This window comes from Actinosynnema mirum DSM 43827 (assembly GCF_000023245.1).
In the GTDB taxonomy this organism is placed as follows: Bacteria; Actinomycetota; Actinomycetes; order Mycobacteriales; family Pseudonocardiaceae; genus Actinosynnema; species Actinosynnema mirum.
In genome coordinates, this window is the sequence record NC_013093.1 from 212,629 (window position 1) to 228,429 (window position 15,801).

General features: G+C 68.3%; 7 protein-coding genes, 3 rRNA genes and 1 other RNA gene. 9 read left to right on the forward strand and 2 right to left on the reverse strand.

The window, feature by feature from the left end:
- Nucleotides 1–67 precede the first annotated feature (67 nt).
- On the reverse strand, nucleotides 68–1,666 hold the full coding sequence (locus AMIR_RS01010) for a methyl-accepting chemotaxis protein (protein WP_012782833.1): 1,599 nt from the start codon (nucleotides 1,664–1,666) through the stop codon (nucleotides 68–70).
- 169 nt (nucleotides 1,667–1,835) lie between these two features.
- Between AMIR_RS01010 and AMIR_RS01015 the strand changes: the two genes are divergently transcribed.
- The 9 genes from AMIR_RS01015 to rrf all read left to right on the forward strand — a co-directional run bounded on the left by AMIR_RS01015 (nucleotide 1,836) and on the right by rrf (nucleotide 12,196).
- A complete protein-coding gene (locus AMIR_RS01015) occupies nucleotides 1,836–2,804 on the forward strand; it encodes an ABC transporter substrate-binding protein (protein WP_012782834.1) in 969 nt (322 codons plus the stop codon).
- Between the two features lie 35 nt (nucleotides 2,805–2,839).
- Nucleotides 2,840–2,933, forward strand: an RNA gene (ffs, locus tag AMIR_RS36620) — signal recognition particle sRNA small type.
- 63 nt (nucleotides 2,934–2,996) lie between these two features.
- On the forward strand, nucleotides 2,997–5,126 hold the full coding sequence (locus AMIR_RS01020) for a DNA polymerase III subunit gamma and tau (RefSeq protein ID WP_041837252.1): 2,130 nt from the start codon (nucleotides 2,997–2,999) through the stop codon (nucleotides 5,124–5,126).
- A 47-nt stretch (nucleotides 5,127–5,173) separates the two neighbouring features.
- Complete coding sequence (locus AMIR_RS01025; protein ID WP_012782836.1) at nucleotides 5,174–5,521, forward strand: YbaB/EbfC family nucleoid-associated protein; 348 nt, start codon at nucleotides 5,174–5,176, stop codon at nucleotides 5,519–5,521.
- Nucleotides 5,521–6,114, forward strand: coding sequence for a recombination mediator RecR (recR, locus tag AMIR_RS01030; protein ID WP_012782837.1), 594 nt, complete (start codon nucleotides 5,521–5,523; stop codon nucleotides 6,112–6,114). The genes AMIR_RS01025 and recR overlap by 1 nt, the downstream gene beginning before the upstream one ends.
- A gap of 13 nt (nucleotides 6,115–6,127) precedes the next feature.
- A complete protein-coding gene (locus AMIR_RS01035) occupies nucleotides 6,128–6,598 on the forward strand; it encodes a uridine kinase family protein (protein WP_012782838.1) in 471 nt (156 codons plus the stop codon).
- Nucleotides 6,599–7,014: 416 nt separating this feature from the next.
- Nucleotides 7,015–8,531: ribosomal RNA gene (locus AMIR_RS01040) — 16S ribosomal RNA — on the forward strand.
- A gap of 343 nt (nucleotides 8,532–8,874) precedes the next feature.
- Nucleotides 8,875–11,955: ribosomal RNA gene (locus AMIR_RS01045) — 23S ribosomal RNA — on the forward strand.
- Between the two features lie 124 nt (nucleotides 11,956–12,079).
- Nucleotides 12,080–12,196 (forward strand): 5S ribosomal RNA (gene rrf / locus AMIR_RS01050).
- Together the 16S, 23S and 5S rRNA genes form the textbook arrangement of a ribosomal RNA operon.
- Before the next feature lie 256 nt (nucleotides 12,197–12,452).
- On the opposite strand, the gene AMIR_RS01055 is transcribed toward rrf, so the two are convergent.
- The gene (locus tag AMIR_RS01055; RefSeq protein ID WP_012782839.1) at nucleotides 12,453–15,719 is read right to left on the reverse strand and encodes an AfsR/SARP family transcriptional regulator; all 3,267 of its coding nucleotides are present in this window, start codon (nucleotides 15,717–15,719) and stop codon (nucleotides 12,453–12,455) included.
- Nucleotides 15,720–15,801: the final 82 nt, after the last annotated feature.

Genomic DNA, 15,801 nt, shown 5'->3' on the forward strand with positions numbered 1-15,801 from the left:
GGTGCCGGGAGAGGTCGTGCGGGAACGCGTCGCGGCGCCCCAGGGACCGGTGCGGGACCGGCGCGGGTCAGTAGCGGAAGCGGTCCACCACGGACTCCAGGTCGCCCGCCACGGCGACCAGCTCGCCGATGGTCTCGGTGGTCGTGCGCGCCCCGTCCGAGGTCGCGGCGGCCGAGCCCGCGACGCCGGTGATGTTGCCGGTGATCTCGGTGGTGCGGCCCGACGCGTCGGCGACGCTGCGGCTCATCTCGGCGGTCGTGGCCGCCTGCTCCTCGACGGCCGCCGCGATGGTGGCCTGCACGCCGTCCAGCTCGTTGATCACGTCGGCGATCGTGGCGATCGCGGTCACCGCGTTCGAGCTGTCGGCCTGGATGGCCTCGACCCGGTTGCTGATCTCCTCGGTGGCGCGGGCGGTCTCCTGCGCGAGGTCCTTGACCTCGTTCGCGACGACGGCGAAGCCCTTGCCCGCGTCACCGGCGCGCGCGGCCTCGATGGTGGCGTTCAGGGCGAGCAGGTTGGTCTGCTCGGCGATCGAGGTGATCACCTTGATGACGTTGCCGATCTCCGCCGACGACCCGCCGAGCTGCGCCATGGTCGCGCCGGTCTGCTCGGTCAGGCTGCGGGCGTGGCTGCCCAGCTGGGCGGCGTGGCTGGCGTTGCGGGCGATCTCCTGGATGGACGCGGACATCTCCTCCGCGCCGGTGGCGATGGCCTGCACGCCGTCCGACACGTGCTCGGCGGCCTCGGTCGCCGCGTCGGCGCGGCTCGCGGTGTCCGCCGACGAGCCGGAGATCCGGCCCGCGGTGTCGGTGAGCTTGCCGGTGGCCGCGACCACCGAGCGGGCGCTGTCGGACAGCACCGAGATGGCCTCCGCGGTCTTCGCGGTCGCGCCGTCGAGCGCGGCGCCGACCCGGCTGACCTCGTCCGTGCCGGTCAGGCCGGTGCGCTTGGTCAGGTCGCCCTCGGCGAGCGCGTCGCACACCTCGCTCAGCCTGCGCAGCGGACCGGTCACGGCGCGGGTCGCCGCGACGGCCAGGCCCACGGCCACCGCGATGGCGGCCAGCAGCGTGCCGACCAGCACCCAGATGCCGGTGGCGTAGTTGTCGCTCGCCCGCTCCAGCTGCGCGGCGGTCGACGTCGTCATGTCCTGCACCAGCGCGTCGAGCGCGTTCTGGATGCGCACGGCCTGCGGCTTGACCTGCGAGTCGCGCGCCGCGACGTACCCGGCGCGGTCACCGGTGCGGGCCAGCTGGAGGAACTGGTCGCTGGCGACCACCTTGATGTACTCGGACCAGGCGGACTGGAGCTCGGCCGTGGACGAGCGCTGCACGTCGGTGACGGCGCTCTTGGCCAGGTCGGCGAGGGCGGCGTCCATCGCCTTGATGTCCTTGGTGAACGCCTCGTGCTCGGCGCCGTTGGTCGTGGCGACCCACTCGTCGGCCAGCGCGTCGACCCGCGTCTGGAGGTACGCGCGCCTGACCTCGTCGAACTTGGCCAGCGGCACCACGGCCTCGCTGTTGAGCTGCTCCTGACCGTCGCGCAACGAGGTCATCTGCCCCACCGCGACGCCGGTGATCACGACCATGCCCAGCACGGCCACCGCGACCCCGGAGAGGATCTTGACCCCGACCGGGGCTCCGGCGAGCGCCCTTCCCTTGACTGCCATCCACGTGCCTCGTCTCGCCTCGGTGGGGGTGTTCCCCTGTCGGACGGCGAGTCGGCAGGCGTGGTGGTGGCCTGAGAAAAAGGCCACCCGTTCCGGCGCGGGGGGCCAGCTTGCGCCTTACGGGTGAAAGTTGTTTGCTTAGCCTCACCTAAACTTGGAGGTGAGGTCCGTGCGGCTCCGCCCGCTCGTCGTCCTGCTCGCCCTGTTCGCCACCGCCTGCGGCGGTTCGACCGACAGCGGAGCGGACACCCCGTCGTCGGCCTCCGGCGACTCCGCAGGCGTCGTCACGGTCGACACCAGGTTCGGCCCCGTCCAGGTGGAGGGCACCCCGAAGCGCGTCGTCGCGCTCGGCTGGTCCGACGCCGAGGCCGCGCTGGCGCTGGGCGTGCAGCCCGTCGGCGTCAGCGACTGGATGGCCTTCGGCGGCAAGGGCGTCGGCCCGTGGGCCGAGAGCCTGTACACCGAGACGCCCCAGATCCTGGGCACGATGGAGCTGGACTACGAGGCCGTCGCGGCGCTCCAGCCCGACCTCATCCTCAACACCCGGTCCGACAACGACCAGGCCAAGCACGACAAGCTGTCCCAGATCGCGCCCACCATCGGCGCGCCCAAGGACGTCGTCACCTACGGCACCACCTGGCAGCAGCAGATCGAGATGGTCGGCAAGGCGCTGGGCAAGGACGCCGAGGCCAAGAAGATCACCGAGGACCTGAACGCGAAGTTCGCCGCGAACAAGAAGTTCGACGGCAAGAGCGCGGTCGTCGGCTCCTACTTCGACGGCAAGTTCGGCGCGTACGTCAGCGGCGACGCCAGGGTCGACTTCCTCAAGGCCATCGGCTTCACGCCCAAGGCCGAGGTCGAGTCCCTCGCCACCGGCACCTTCTTCGTCGACGTCTCCGCCGAGCAGCTCAACCTGTTCGACGCCGACTTCACCGTGATCTTCCCGATCGGCGCCGACACCGCCCCGATCAAGCAGCACCCCGTGCTGTCGGGCATCCCCTCCGCCAAGGACGGCCGGATGCTGGTCATGGAGGACAAGACGCTGGTCAGCGCCTTCTCCAGCGGCTCGACCCTGGGCGTGGCGCACGCGCTGGACAAGGCCGTCCCGCAGTTCCAGGAGATCCTCAAGGTGGGTTGATCGACAGCCCCGCGCGAGCGGGGTGCTACGCTGTAGGCGGACCTCGTGTGACGCTATCCCTCGAACCTCCCCAGGGCCGGAAGGCAGCAAGGATAAGTGGGCTCTGGTGGGTGCGCGAGGTCCCCTGATCTCAGCGGGAACCCTCGGCCCCGGCACGAATTCGTGTCGGGGTCTTTGGGTATGGTCAGGCCCGTGGCGCTCGCCCTCTACCGCAAGTACCGACCGGCTACCTTCGCCGAGGTCATCGGCCAGGAGCACGTGACCGATCCCCTGCGCATCGCGCTGGGCGCCGGGCGGGTGAACCACGCCTACCTCTTCTCCGGCCCGCGCGGCTGCGGCAAGACCTCCAGCGCGCGCATCCTCGCCAGGTCGCTGAACTGCGCGAAGGGGCCCACCCCCGACCCGTGCGGCGAGTGCAACTCCTGCGTCGGCCTCGCCCCCAACGGGCCCGGCAGCGTCGACGTGGTCGAGCTGGACGCCGCCTCGCACGGTGGTGTGGACGACACCCGCGAGCTCCGGGAGAAGGCGTTCTACGCGCCCGCCGAGGCCAAGTACCGGGTGTTCATCATCGACGAGGCCCACATGGTCACCACGCAGGGCTTCAACGCCCTGCTGAAGATCGTGGAGGAGCCCCCGGAGCACCTGATCTTCATCTTCGCCACCACCGAGCCGGACAAGGTGCTGCCGACGATCCGCTCGCGCACCCACCACTACCCGTTCCGGCTCATCCCCCCGGTCTCGATGCGCGCGCTGCTGGAGCGCAACTGCGCCGCCGAGGGCGTCGCGGTCGAGCCCTCGGTCTTCCCGCTGGTCATCCGCGCGGGCGGCGGCTCCGCCCGCGACACCCAGTCCGTCATGGACCAGTTGCTGTCCGGCGCGGGCCCCGAGGGCGTGCGCTACGACCGGGCCATCGCGCTGCTCGGCGTCACCGACGTCGCGCTGATCGACGACGTGGTCGAGGGGCTCGCCGCCGGTGACGGCTCCGCCGTGTTCGGCACCGTGGACCGGCTCGTCGACGCGGGCCACGACCCGCGCCGCTTCGCCACCGACCTGCTCGACCGGCTGCGCGACCTGGTGCTGCTGTGCGCGGTGCCCGACGCGGGCGAGCGCGGGCTGGTGTCCGCGCCCGAGGACGTGCTGGCCAAGATGATCCCGCAGGCCCAGAACATCGGGCCCGCCACGCTCACCCGGTACGCCGAGGTGCTGCACCAGGGGCTCACCGACATGCGCGGGGCCACCGCGCCCCGGCTGCTCCTGGAGCTGCTCTGCGCGCGGATGCTGCTGCCCTCGGTGTCGGACGCCGAGTCGGCGGTGCTCCAGCGCGTCGAGCGGCTGGAGAAGCACGGCGTCGCGGCGGGCGGCGGCAACGGCGGTGGCGGCGCTCCCGCAGTCGAGTCCAAGTTCCAGCGCCCCTCGCAGCGCCAGGCCGAGCCCGAACCGGCCCCCGCGCAGGCCGCGCCCCAGGCCGTGGCGCCCCCGGTCGCCGCGACGCAGATCGCAGCGCCCCCGGTCGTCGCACCGCCTGCCGCGGCGCAGCCGGTCGCCGCGCCTGCCGAGCCGACCCCGCAGCCCGCCACCCCGCAGCAGCCCGCCGCGCAGGCCCGCCCGACCGCGCAGGCCGCACCGCAGCAGGCCCGGTTCCAGCGGCCCTCCCAGTCGCCTCCGCAACCGGCCTCCGCCGCCGCCGAACCCGCCGCGCCCGCAGCCGCCCCGGCATCCGGCGCCGTCGACGCGGTCGAGATCCGCAGGCGCTGGCCCGAGCTGCTCGGCGTGGTCAAGGGGGCCAGCCGCAGCACCGAGGCCATGCTGACCAACGCCACCGTCGCCGAGGTCGACGGCACGTCGGTCACCCTCACCCACACCTCCGGCCCGCTGGCCCGCAGGCTCGCCGAGCAGCGCAACGCCGAGGTGATCGCCAAGGCGTTCGGCCAGGTCCTCGGCGGCAGCTGGCAGGTCCGCTGCGTCCAGGGCGACGCCGCCACCGCGCAGCGCCCCCAGCAGCAGTCCCGCCAGGCCAGGCCCGCCCCCGCGCGGCCCAGCCAGGCCGAGAGCGCGCCCGCGCCCGGCCACGGCAGGCAGATGCTGGAGAAGGCCATGCAGGCGCAGGCCAACCGGTCGACCGGCCGCGCGGGCGACGACATCCCGCTGCCGCCCGAGCCGGACGAGCCCGACGACCCCCTCCCACCGGAGCCGGTGGACGAGGAGGAGATGTTCGCCGAGGCGGCCAGGCCGGGTGAGCCGGGGGAGGAGCGCCTCGACCCCGAGGCGGTCGTGCTGAAGCTGCTCGCCGACGAGCTCGGCGCGCGCCCCTTGAAGAGCTGATCCACGACTACGCTGGACGTCAGGCGCAACCGACGAGAGGAACCGCGGTGCAACCCGGTCAGCCCAACATGCAGCAGATCCTCCAGCAGGCGCAGATGATGCAGCAGCAGCTCGCCACCGCGCAGCAGGAGCTCACCGAGGCCGAGGTCACCGGCACCGCGGGCGGGGGCCTGGTCCGGGCCGTCGTCACCGGTGGCGGCGAGCTCAAGAGCCTCGCGATCGACCCCAGGGCGGTCGACCCCGAGGACGTGGAGACCCTGTCCGACCTGGTCGTCGCCGCCGTGCGCGACGCCAACCGCGCGGCGCAGGAGCTGGCCGCGCAGAAGATGGGCCCCCTGGCCAGCGGCATGGGCGGGCTGGACGGCCTCGGCGGCCTCGGCAAGCTGTTCGGCTGATGTACGAGGGCCCGGTCCAGGACCTGATCGACGAGCTCGGCCGACTGCCGGGCGTGGGTCCCAAGAGCGCGCAGCGCATCGCCTTCCACCTGCTGGCCGCGGAGCCCGCGGACATCGGCAGGCTGCAGGACGCCCTCCAGAAGGTGAAGGAGGGCGTGGTCTTCTGCGAGGTGTGCGGCAACGTCTCGGCCGAGACGACCTGCCGCATCTGCCGCGACCCGAGGCGCGACCTCACGCTCATCTGCGTGGTGGAGGAGCCGAAGGACGTCCTCGCGGTCGAGCGGACCCGCGAGTTCAAGGGCCGCTACCACGTGCTGGGCGGCGCGCTCGACCCGCTGTCCGGGATCGGGCCGGACCAGCTGCGGATCAGGCAGCTGCTCACCAGGATCGGGACCGACGTCAGCGAGATCATCATCGCGACGGACCCGAACACCGAGGGCGAGGCGACCGCCACCTATCTGGTGCGGATGCTGCGCGACTTCCCCGGTCTGTCCGTGACGCGGCTGGCCTCCGGCCTGCCGATGGGCGGTGACCTGGAGTTCGCGGACGAGCTGACGCTGGGGCGCGCCCTGTCCGGGCGCCGGAGCCTCTGAGCGCGGTCGCCCGGTGCTCCTGATCGCCGTCGACGGGCCGTCGGGCTCGGGCAAGACCACCTACGCCCGCTCGCTCGGCGGCGTGGTGGTGCCGACGGACCACTTCGCCACCTGGGACGACCCGGTGGCGTGGTGGCCGAGGTTGGTGGAGGGCGTGCTCGAACCGCTCTGGCGCGACGAGCCCGCCCACTACCAGCGCGTCGAGTGGGTCGGCGGCGAGCCGAAGCCGGGGGAGTGGATCACCTTCGAGCCGCCGGAGGTCCTGGTGCTGGAGGGCGTGTCCTCCGCGCGCAGGGCGATCGCGGACCGGTTGGACCTCGCGGTGTGGGTGGAGGTGCCGTCGGAGTCCGAGCGCCTGGAGCGCGCGGTCGCGCGGGACGGCGAGGACTGCCGGATCCACCTCCGCCGGTGGCAGGACTTCGAGCGCGGGTGGTTCGCGGTGGACGGCACGAAGGCCCGCGCGGACCGGGTGATCCTCCGCTAGCTGCGGTTTTAGGTCTCCGGACCCCCCGATTTTACTTCTGCGGGGCGCTTGTGTAATGTTCTCCATGTCAGCACGGAACGGGCCGGGAAAACCGGAACGGAGTGCGGCGAGGGTCACGAACCAAGCTCCCAGATAGTGTGGTAGAGTGGGTGACCTGCGAAACGGAAGACCCAGCCCGGCCTCTTCTTGAGGTGCTGCGGCCATGGGCGTCAGTTTCACCACAAACGTTGGACAAGCACTAGCCTCGGATCGGGCCGCGCCTGCGGAACGTGATGATGAGCGCGTGTTCTTTGAGAACTCAACAGCGTGCCGAATAGCCAGTAAATTATGATCCTCGTCAAGAGGATTCCTTTGAGATTGTTACTGGACAGCTGACAAATTCATGTCAGTGGTTGTCCGAGCGATCAACTCATTCATTATTGGAGAGTTTGATCCTGGCTCAGGACGAACGCTGGCGGCGTGCTTAACACATGCAAGTCGAGCGGTAAGGCCCTTCGGGGTACACGAGCGGCGAACGGGTGAGTAACACGTGGGTAACCTGCCCTGTACTCTGGGATAAGCCTGGGAAACTAGGTCTAATACCGGATACGAGCCTTCCCTGCATGGGGTTGGTTGGAAAGTTCCGGCGGTACAGGATGGACCCGCGGCCTATCAGCTTGTTGGTGGGGTAATGGCCTACCAAGGCGACGACGGGTAGCCGGCCTGAGAGGGTGACCGGCCACACTGGGACTGAGACACGGCCCAGACTCCTACGGGAGGCAGCAGTGGGGAATATTGCACAATGGGCGAAAGCCTGATGCAGCGACGCCGCGTGAGGGACGACGGCCTTCGGGTTGTAAACCTCTTTCAGCAGGGACGAAGCGCAAGTGACGGTACCTGCAGAAGAAGCACCGGCTAACTACGTGCCAGCAGCCGCGGTAATACGTAGGGTGCGAGCGTTGTCCGGAATTATTGGGCGTAAAGAGCTCGTAGGCGGTTTGTCGCGTCGGCCGTGAAAACTTGGGGCTTAACCCCGAGCCTGCGGTCGATACGGGCAGACTTGAGTTCGGCAGGGGAGACTGGAATTCCTGGTGTAGCGGTGAAATGCGCAGATATCAGGAGGAACACCGGTGGCGAAGGCGGGTCTCTGGGCCGATACTGACGCTGAGGAGCGAAAGCGTGGGGAGCGAACAGGATTAGATACCCTGGTAGTCCACGCCGTAAACGGTGGGTGCTAGGTGTGGGGGACTTCCACGTCCTCCGTGCCGCAGCTAACGCATTAAGCACCCCGCCTGGGGAGTACGGCCGCAAGGCTAAAACTCAAAGGAATTGACGGGGGCCCGCACAAGCGGCGGAGCATGTGGATTAATTCGATGCAACGCGAAGAACCTTACCTGGGCTTGACATGCACTGGAAACCAGTAGAGATATTGGCCCCCTTGTGGCCGGTGTACAGGTGGTGCATGGCTGTCGTCAGCTCGTGTCGTGAGATGTTGGGTTAAGTCCCGCAACGAGCGCAACCCTCGTTCCATGTTGCCAGCGCGTTATGGCGGGGACTCATGGGAGACTGCCGGGGTCAACTCGGAGGAAGGTGGGGATGACGTCAAGTCATCATGCCCCTTATGTCCAGGGCTTCACACATGCTACAATGGCCGGTACAAAGGGCTGCTAAGCCGTGAGGTGGAGCGAATCCCATAAAGCCGGTCTCAGTTCGGATCGGGGTCTGCAACTCGACCCCGTGAAGTCGGAGTCGCTAGTAATCGCAGATCAGCAACGCTGCGGTGAATACGTTCCCGGGCCTTGTACACACCGCCCGTCACGTCACGAAAGTCGGTAACACCCGAAGCCCGTGGCCCAACCCGCAAGGGGGGGAGCGGTCGAAGGTGGGACTGGCGATTGGGACGAAGTCGTAACAAGGTAGCCGTACCGGAAGGTGCGGCTGGATCACCTCCTTTCTAAGGAGCATCTGCACTGCGGTCTTCGGATTGTCAGTGGAGGCCACGCGGTCGGCGAACGATCGACCGGTGGAGCTCAATATTGTGGATGCTGGCTAATGCGTGAATCGGGATTGCCGACCGAGTTAGTACTGTCCGTGAGGGCGTGGAAGGGTCGGTCGGGGGTTTCGAGGAGTGTTCGGTACGCTGTTGGGTCCTGAGAGAACACGCGAGTGTCTTTCAGTGATCGGGGCTTCCCCGTCATGCGAACCACTGCCCGAGATACTGGGTGGCAGGCGTTGACAGTAGTGGGAGGTCGTCGGTTTGTTCTTTGAGAACTGCACAGTGGATGCGAGCATCTTTGTGGCAAGTTATTAAGGGCATACGGTGGATGCCTTGGCACCAGGAGCCGATGAAGGACGTAGGAGACTGCGATAAGCCTTGGGGAGCTGTCAACCGAGCTGAGATCCAAGGATTTCCGAATGGGGAAACCCGGCCCCAGTCATGTGGGGTCACCCACGCCTGAACACATAGGGCGTGTGGAGGGAACGCGGGGAAGTGAAACATCTCAGTACCCGCAGGAAGAGAAAACAACCGTGATTCCGTGAGTAGTGGCGAGCGAAAGCGGAAGAGGCTAAACCGTATTCGTGTGATACCCGGCAGGGGTTGCGTGTACGGGGTCGTGGGACCTGTCTGATCGTTCTGCCGGACGGTCGAGGAGTCATAAAACACTGTGGTTAGCGGAACGTGTCTGGAAAGCGCGGCCGTAGAGGGTGAGAGCCCCTTACGCGAAAACCTAGTGTCTCCTGACGGTGTTCCCAAGTAGCAGCGAGCTCGTGGAATTTGCTGTGAATCTGGCGGGACCACCCGCTAAGCCTGAATACTCCCTGGTGACCGATAGCGGACTAGTACCGTGAGGGAAAGGTGAAAAGTACCCCGGGAGGGGAGTGAAATAGTACCTGAAACCGTGTGCCTACAATCCGTCGGAGCCTTTAGGGGTGACGGCGTGCCTTTTGAAGAATGAGCCTGCGAGTTAGTGCTACGTGGCGAGGTTAACCCGTGTGGGGTAGCCGTAGCGAAAGCGAGTCCGAATAGGGCGATTGAGTCGCGTGGTCTAGACCCGAAGCGGAGTGATCTAGCCATGGCCAGGGTGAAGCGCGGGTAAGACCGCGTGGAGGCCCGAACCCACCAGGGTTGAAAACCTGGGGGATGAGCTGTGGTTAGGGGTGAAAGGCCAATCAAACTCCGTGATAGCTGGTTCTCCCCGAAATGCATTTAGGTGCAGCGTCGTGTGTTTCGTGCCGGAGGTAGAGCACTGGATGGTCTAGGGGGCCCACAAGCTTACCGAAATCAACCAAACTCCGAATGCCGGTACGTGAGAGCGCGGCAGTGAGACTGCGGGGGATAAGCTTCGTAGTCGAGAGGGAAACAGCCCAGAACGCCGGCTAAGGCCCCTAAGTGTGTGCTAAGTGGGAAAGGATGTGGGATCGCACAGACAACCAGGAGGTTGGCTTAGAAGCAGCCACCCTTTAAAGAGTGCGTAATAGCTCACTGGTCAAGTGGTCCTGCGCCGACAATGTAGCGGGGCTTAAGCACACCGCCGAAGCCGTGTCATTGACACGCATGTGTTGATGGGTAGGGGAGCGTCGTGCAGCCAGCGAAGTGCCGGAGTGATCCAGGTGTGGAGGCTGTGCGAGTGAGAATGCAGGCATGAGTAGCGAAAGCAGAGTGAGAAACTCTGCCGCCGGATGACCAAGGGTTCCTGGGCCAGGCTAATCCGCCCAGGGTAAGTCGGGACCTAAGGCGAGGCCGACAGGCGTAGTCGATGGACAACGGGTTGATATTCCCGTACCCGTGTGAACGCGCCCATGGCGAGGCTTGTGATGCTAACCGCCCAAAGCCCATCGTGATTCTTCGGATGATCGGTGACGTGGAGCGCGGGAACCGAACTTGTAGTAGTCAAGCGATGGGGTGACGCAGGAGGGTAGCTCCGCCAGTGAGTGGTAGTACTGGTGTAAGCGTGTAGGGAGGACCGTAGGCAAATCCGCGGTCCATGTATCCTGAGACGTGATGCATAGCCGATTGAGGCGAAGTAGAGTGATCCCATGCTGCCGAGAAAAGCCTCTAGCGAGCTTTCACGCGGCCCGTACCCCAAACCGACACAGGTGGTCAGGTAGAGAATACCGAGGCGATCGGGCGAACTGTGGTTAAGGAACTCGGCAAAATGCCCCCGTAACTTCGGGAGAAGGGGGGCCGAGGGATTTGAAGCCCTTTACGGGCTAGGATTTTTCGGCCGCAGAGACCAGCGAGAAGCGACTGTTTACTAAAAACACAGGTCCGTGCGAAGTCGCAAGACGATGTATACGGACTGACGCCTGCCCGGTGCTGGAACGTTAAGGGGACCGGTTAGCTCTTCGGGGCGAAGCTGAGAACTTAAGCGCCAGTAAACGGCGGTGGTAACTATAACCATCCTAAGGTAGCGAAATTCCTTGTCGGGTAAGTTCCGACCTGCACGAATGGCGTAACGACTTCTCGACTGTCTCAACCACAGGCCCGGCGAAATTGCACTACGAGTAAAGATGCTCGTTACGCGCGGCAGGACGGAAAGACCCCGGGACCTTTACTATAGCTTGGTATTGGTGTTCGGTTCGGCTTGTGTAGGATAGGTGGGAGACTGTGAAGCGGCCACGCCAGTGGTTGTGGAGTCGTCGTTGAAATACCACTCTGGTCGTACTGGATGTCTAACCTCGGTCCGTGATCCGGATCAGGGACAGTGCCTGGTGGGTAGTTTAACTGGGGCGGTTGCCTCCCAAAGAGTAACGGAGGCGCTCAAAGGTTCCCTCAGCCTGGTTGGCAATCAGGTGTCGAGTGCAAGTGCACAAGGGGGCTTGACTGTGAGACCGACAGGTCGAGCAGGGACGAAAGTCGGAACTAGTGATCCGGCCATGGCTTGTGGAAGCGTGGTCGCTCAACGGATAAAAGGTACCCCGGGGATAACAGGCTGATCTTGCCCAAGAGTCCATATCGACGGCATGGTTTGGCACCTCGATGTCGGCTCGTCGCATCCTGGGGCTGGAGTAGGTCCCAAGGGTTGGGCTGTTCGCCCATTAAAGCGGTACGCGAGCTGGGTTTAGAACGTCGTGAGACAGTTCGGTCCCTATCCGCCGCGCGCGTAGGATACTTGCGGAAGGCTGTCCCTAGTACGAGAGGACCGGGACGGACGAACCTCTGGTGTGCCAGTTGTCCTGCCAAGGGCATTGCTGGTTGGCTACGTTCGGAAGGGATAACCGCTGAAAGCATCTAAGCGGGAAGCTCGTTCCTAGATGAGGTGTCCCACCCCTTTGTGGGTTAAGGCCCCCAAGAGACTATTGGGTTGATAGGCCGGAGATGGAAGACCAGTAATGGTTGGAGTTGACCGGTACTAATAGGCCGAGGACTTGTCATGAAGACGCTACGCATCCACTGTGCGGTTCTGAAGGAACCGAACCGACCGTCACCGGTCGCAGACTGGCCCCTGTGGGGGTTGGGCGCGACGGGTGGTGCTGTGTGGTTGGTTATCTTCATAGTGTTTCGGTGGTCATTGCGGTTGGGGAACACCCGGTCCCATTCCGAACCCGGTAGTTAAGCCTTCCAGCGCCGATGGTACTGCACTCGTGAGGGTGTGGGAGAGTAGGACGCCGCCGAACATTCTTTCCCTGTGGGGCGCACGGTTATCCGTGCGCCCCACAGGGCTTTTTTGCGTTCCGGGGAAGAATGCGGCGGCGGAAGCAGGCTGACGAGCGGAAGACGGGCCGCAGAGCGGGACGAACGCGGCGGAAGCAAGACAGCCAGGCGGAGAACGCGCTGTGGAGCGGTTTGAGGCGAACCGGACGTGGGGCGATCCGGGCGTCGGACGGGTCAGGCCTCACAGGGGGGCCGGGCGTCGGGCAGGCCGGGCGTGGGTCAGGACACGCGGCGCAGGAGGGTTCTGAGAGACGTCGCCTCCGGGGCTCCCGCGGACTCGTAGCCCGCCGCAGCGGCGTCCCAGAGGGCCCGTGCGGCCCTGGAATCGCCCGCTGCCGCCCTCAGGTCCCCGAGCAGGTGGTCGGCCTGGGCCGCGAGCAGGCGCCTCCCCGAGGCCGCTCCCGCCGCCGCGGCGCGGGTCGCCGTGTCCAACGCACGGTCAGGCTCGCCGAGGTCCAGCTCGATCCGGCCCAGCAGCACCAGGACGTCGCCCTCGGGCAGCCGCAGCCGGTAGGCCGCCGCGCCCTCCAGGGCCCCCCGCGCCGCCTCCTCGGCCTCCACCAGGCGGCCCGCCGCGTGGTGCGCCGTCGCCAGGCCCCTGCGGGCGGCCACGATGCCCCACGGGTAGCTGATCTCCTCGGCGATGCCCAGCGCCTCGGTGTGCCGCCCGGCGCCCTCCACGAGCCGCCCCGCGCCCACCAAGGCCTGCCCCAGCACGTTCTTCGCGTCGCAGCGGCCCTTCAGGTTCTCCCGCTCCTGCGCGAACTCCAGCGCCCGGCCCGCCTCCGCGATGGCCTCCGCGTACCGGCCCCGCGCCAGGTGCGCCTGCGCCAGCCCCTCGTGCGGGATGTGCGCGAAGCTCCGCGCCCCGGCCAGCCCGTACAGCTCGCCCGAGCGCTCGAACAGGCCCGCCGCCCGCGCGGGCGCGCCCCTGAGCAGCTCCACCTCGGCCAGCGCGTGCAGCGCGTCCGCCTGGGTCATCCACACCCCGAGGCGCGTGCCGACGTCCAGCGCGCCCTCGAAGCACGCCGCGGCCCGGTCCAGCTCGGCCAGCTGGAGGTACACGCCGCCGAGGTTCAGCTGGGTGATGCCCTGCTGCTGGAGCGCGCCGATCTCCCCGGTGATGGCCAGCGCCCGCTCCAGGTGCTCGGTCGCCCGCTCCAGCTCGCCCACGTCGATGTACACGGCCCCCAGGTTCGCCAGGACCTGCGCCCGCGCCCTCGGCCACGCCCCGCCGCGCTCCTGCACGCCCAGGGCCGACAGGAAGTGGTCGACGGCCACCGGGTGCCTGCCGATCGACCAGTACAGGACCCCCAGCGACGACAGCATCGCCGCCTCGCCCACCGGGTCCCGCGCGGCCCGCGCCGACGCCAGGCCCGCGCCCGCCGCCGCCCGCCACTCCACCGGCAGCGCCGCCAGGTAGAAGTAGCGGCGCAGCGCGTCCGCCAACTGCCAGCCGTCCTCGTGCGGCGGGCGCGCGGCGGCGTGGGACACCAGCGCCACCAGGTTCGCCCGCTCCGCGTCCAACCAGGCCAGCGCCTCGGCTGGCGAGTCGAACCGCTTCGGCTCCACTCCCGGCACGTCCGAGGCGCGAGGGTGGCGCACCAGGGTGCTCTTGAGCGCCTCGGTGGCGGCGTCCACCGAGCGGATCGACCAGTCCAGCAGCCTGCGGAACACCCGGTCCCGGCCCGCCTCGCCGTCCTCGGCCACCAGGCGCTGGGCCGCGTAGTCCCTGAGCAGGTCGTGGAACTGGTAGCGGCCCGGCGCGGGCCGGTCGACCAGGTTCACCGTGGCCAGCCGGTGCAGGCGCCTGCGGGCCTCCGGGACGGGCAGGCCGCCCAGCGCCGCCGCCAGGTCCGGGGTGAGGTCGCCGGGGGCCACCGCCAGCAGCCGGAACAGCTGCGCCAGCTCCGGCTTGAGGGCGGCGTACGACAGGTCGAACGCGGCCTGCACGGCGGCCCGCTCGTCGCCCTCCACGCTCAGCGCCGCCAGCCGGTTGCCCGCGCGCAGCTCCTCCACGTGCTCGGCGACGGTGGTCCCCGGTCTGCTCAGCACGTTCGCGGCGGCGATCCGCAGCGCCAGCGGCAGGTGGGCGCACAGGGCCACCAGCTCGCCGGTGGCGGCGCGCTGGCAGCCGACCACGTCCGCGCCGAGCACCCCGGACAGCAGCGCCCTGGCCTCGCCGTCGTCGAGCACGTCCAGGCGCACGTTCGTGGCCGCGTGGCTGACCGCCAGGCCGCGCAGCGCGTCCCGGCTGGTCACCAGGACGGCGCAACCGGGGGAGCCGGGCAGCAGCGGGCGGATCTGCTCGGCGCTCGCCGCGTCGTCCAGCACCACCAGCACCCGCCTGCCGGTCAGCCGGGAGCGGTAGAGGGCCTCCTGCTCGTCCGGGTCCAGCGGCACCGACTCGGGGGCGACGCCCTGGGCGCGCAGGAACCTCGGCAGCACGTCCACGGCGCTCAGCGGCGGCCCCTGGGCGTGTCCACGCAGGTTCACGTACAGCTGACCGTCCGGGAAGTCCCCGCGCAACCGGTGCGCGGCGTGCACGGCGAGGGCGGTTTTACCTACTCCGGGTTGCCCGGACAAGGTGACGACCGGCACACCGTGTGATCTGCGCAGCAGTGTTTCCACGAGGTGAACCGAGTTCGAGCGCCCCACGAAGTCCCCGGCGCCCGCCGGGAGCTGGGACGGCGCGACCGGTTCCGGACCGCTCTCCGCCCCCTCCGGACCAGGGGCGGGACCGCCCTCGTCGGCCAGCACGGCCCGGTGCACGCGGCGCAGCTCCCCGCCGGGGTCGATGCCCAGCTCCTCGGCCAGGAGGGCGCTCACCCGGTCGTACGCGGCCAGCGCCTCGGCCCGCCTTCCCGAGCGGTGCAGGGCCACCACGAGCTGCGCCCACAGGCGCTCCCGCAGGGGGTGCTCGGCGGTCAGCGCGGTCAGCTCCGGCACCAGTTCGGCGTGCCGCCCGAGCGCCAGGTCGACCTCCGCTCGGCGCTCTCGCGCGTGCAGCCCGCACTCGGTCAGCCGGGGCGCCTCGTCGCGGTGCAGCACCGCCGACGGGACGTCCGCCAGCGCCGGTCCCCGCCACAGCTCCAAGGCCGCTGCCAGCGCGGACGAGGCCTCGGCGAGCCGTCCGGCGGCCTGCTCGCGGTCGCCGAGCGCGAGCAGCCCGTCGAACCTGGCGACGTCCACGGAGGCGGCCGGGACGTCCACCAGGTAGCCGTCCGGGACGGTCCGGATCGGCACCTCCGGGCCGAGGAGCCTGCGCAGCCGCATGACGTAGGTGTGCAGGGTCTGCCTGGCCCGCGCGGGCGGCCGGTCGCCCCACACGTGCTCGGCCAGCTCGTCCACCGAGACCGGCGATCCCGGCCGCGTCAGCAGGGACGCCAGCAGGCACCGCTGCCTGCCCGCGCGCACCGCGACGTGCCGCCCGCCGACCACCACCCGCAGCGGTCCGAGGACGCCCAGCTCGAGCTGCTCGCCCACCGGGTTCCCCCCTCCCGCCGAGGTCCTGGTCACCGTCCGTTCTACAGCGTAGGAGAGCGTTTGCCCGACCCACGGTGATCAC

What these genes read in the sequence shown, in the direction of transcription:
- AMIR_RS01010 (WP_012782833.1), bottom strand. Translation starts at nt 1,666, where the DNA reads ATGGCAGTCAAGGGAAGGGCGCTCGCCGGAGCCCCGGTCGGGGTCAAG.
- recR (WP_012782837.1), top strand. Translation starts at nt 5,521, where the DNA reads ATGTACGAGGGCCCGGTCCAGGACCTGATCGACGAGCTCGGCCGACTG.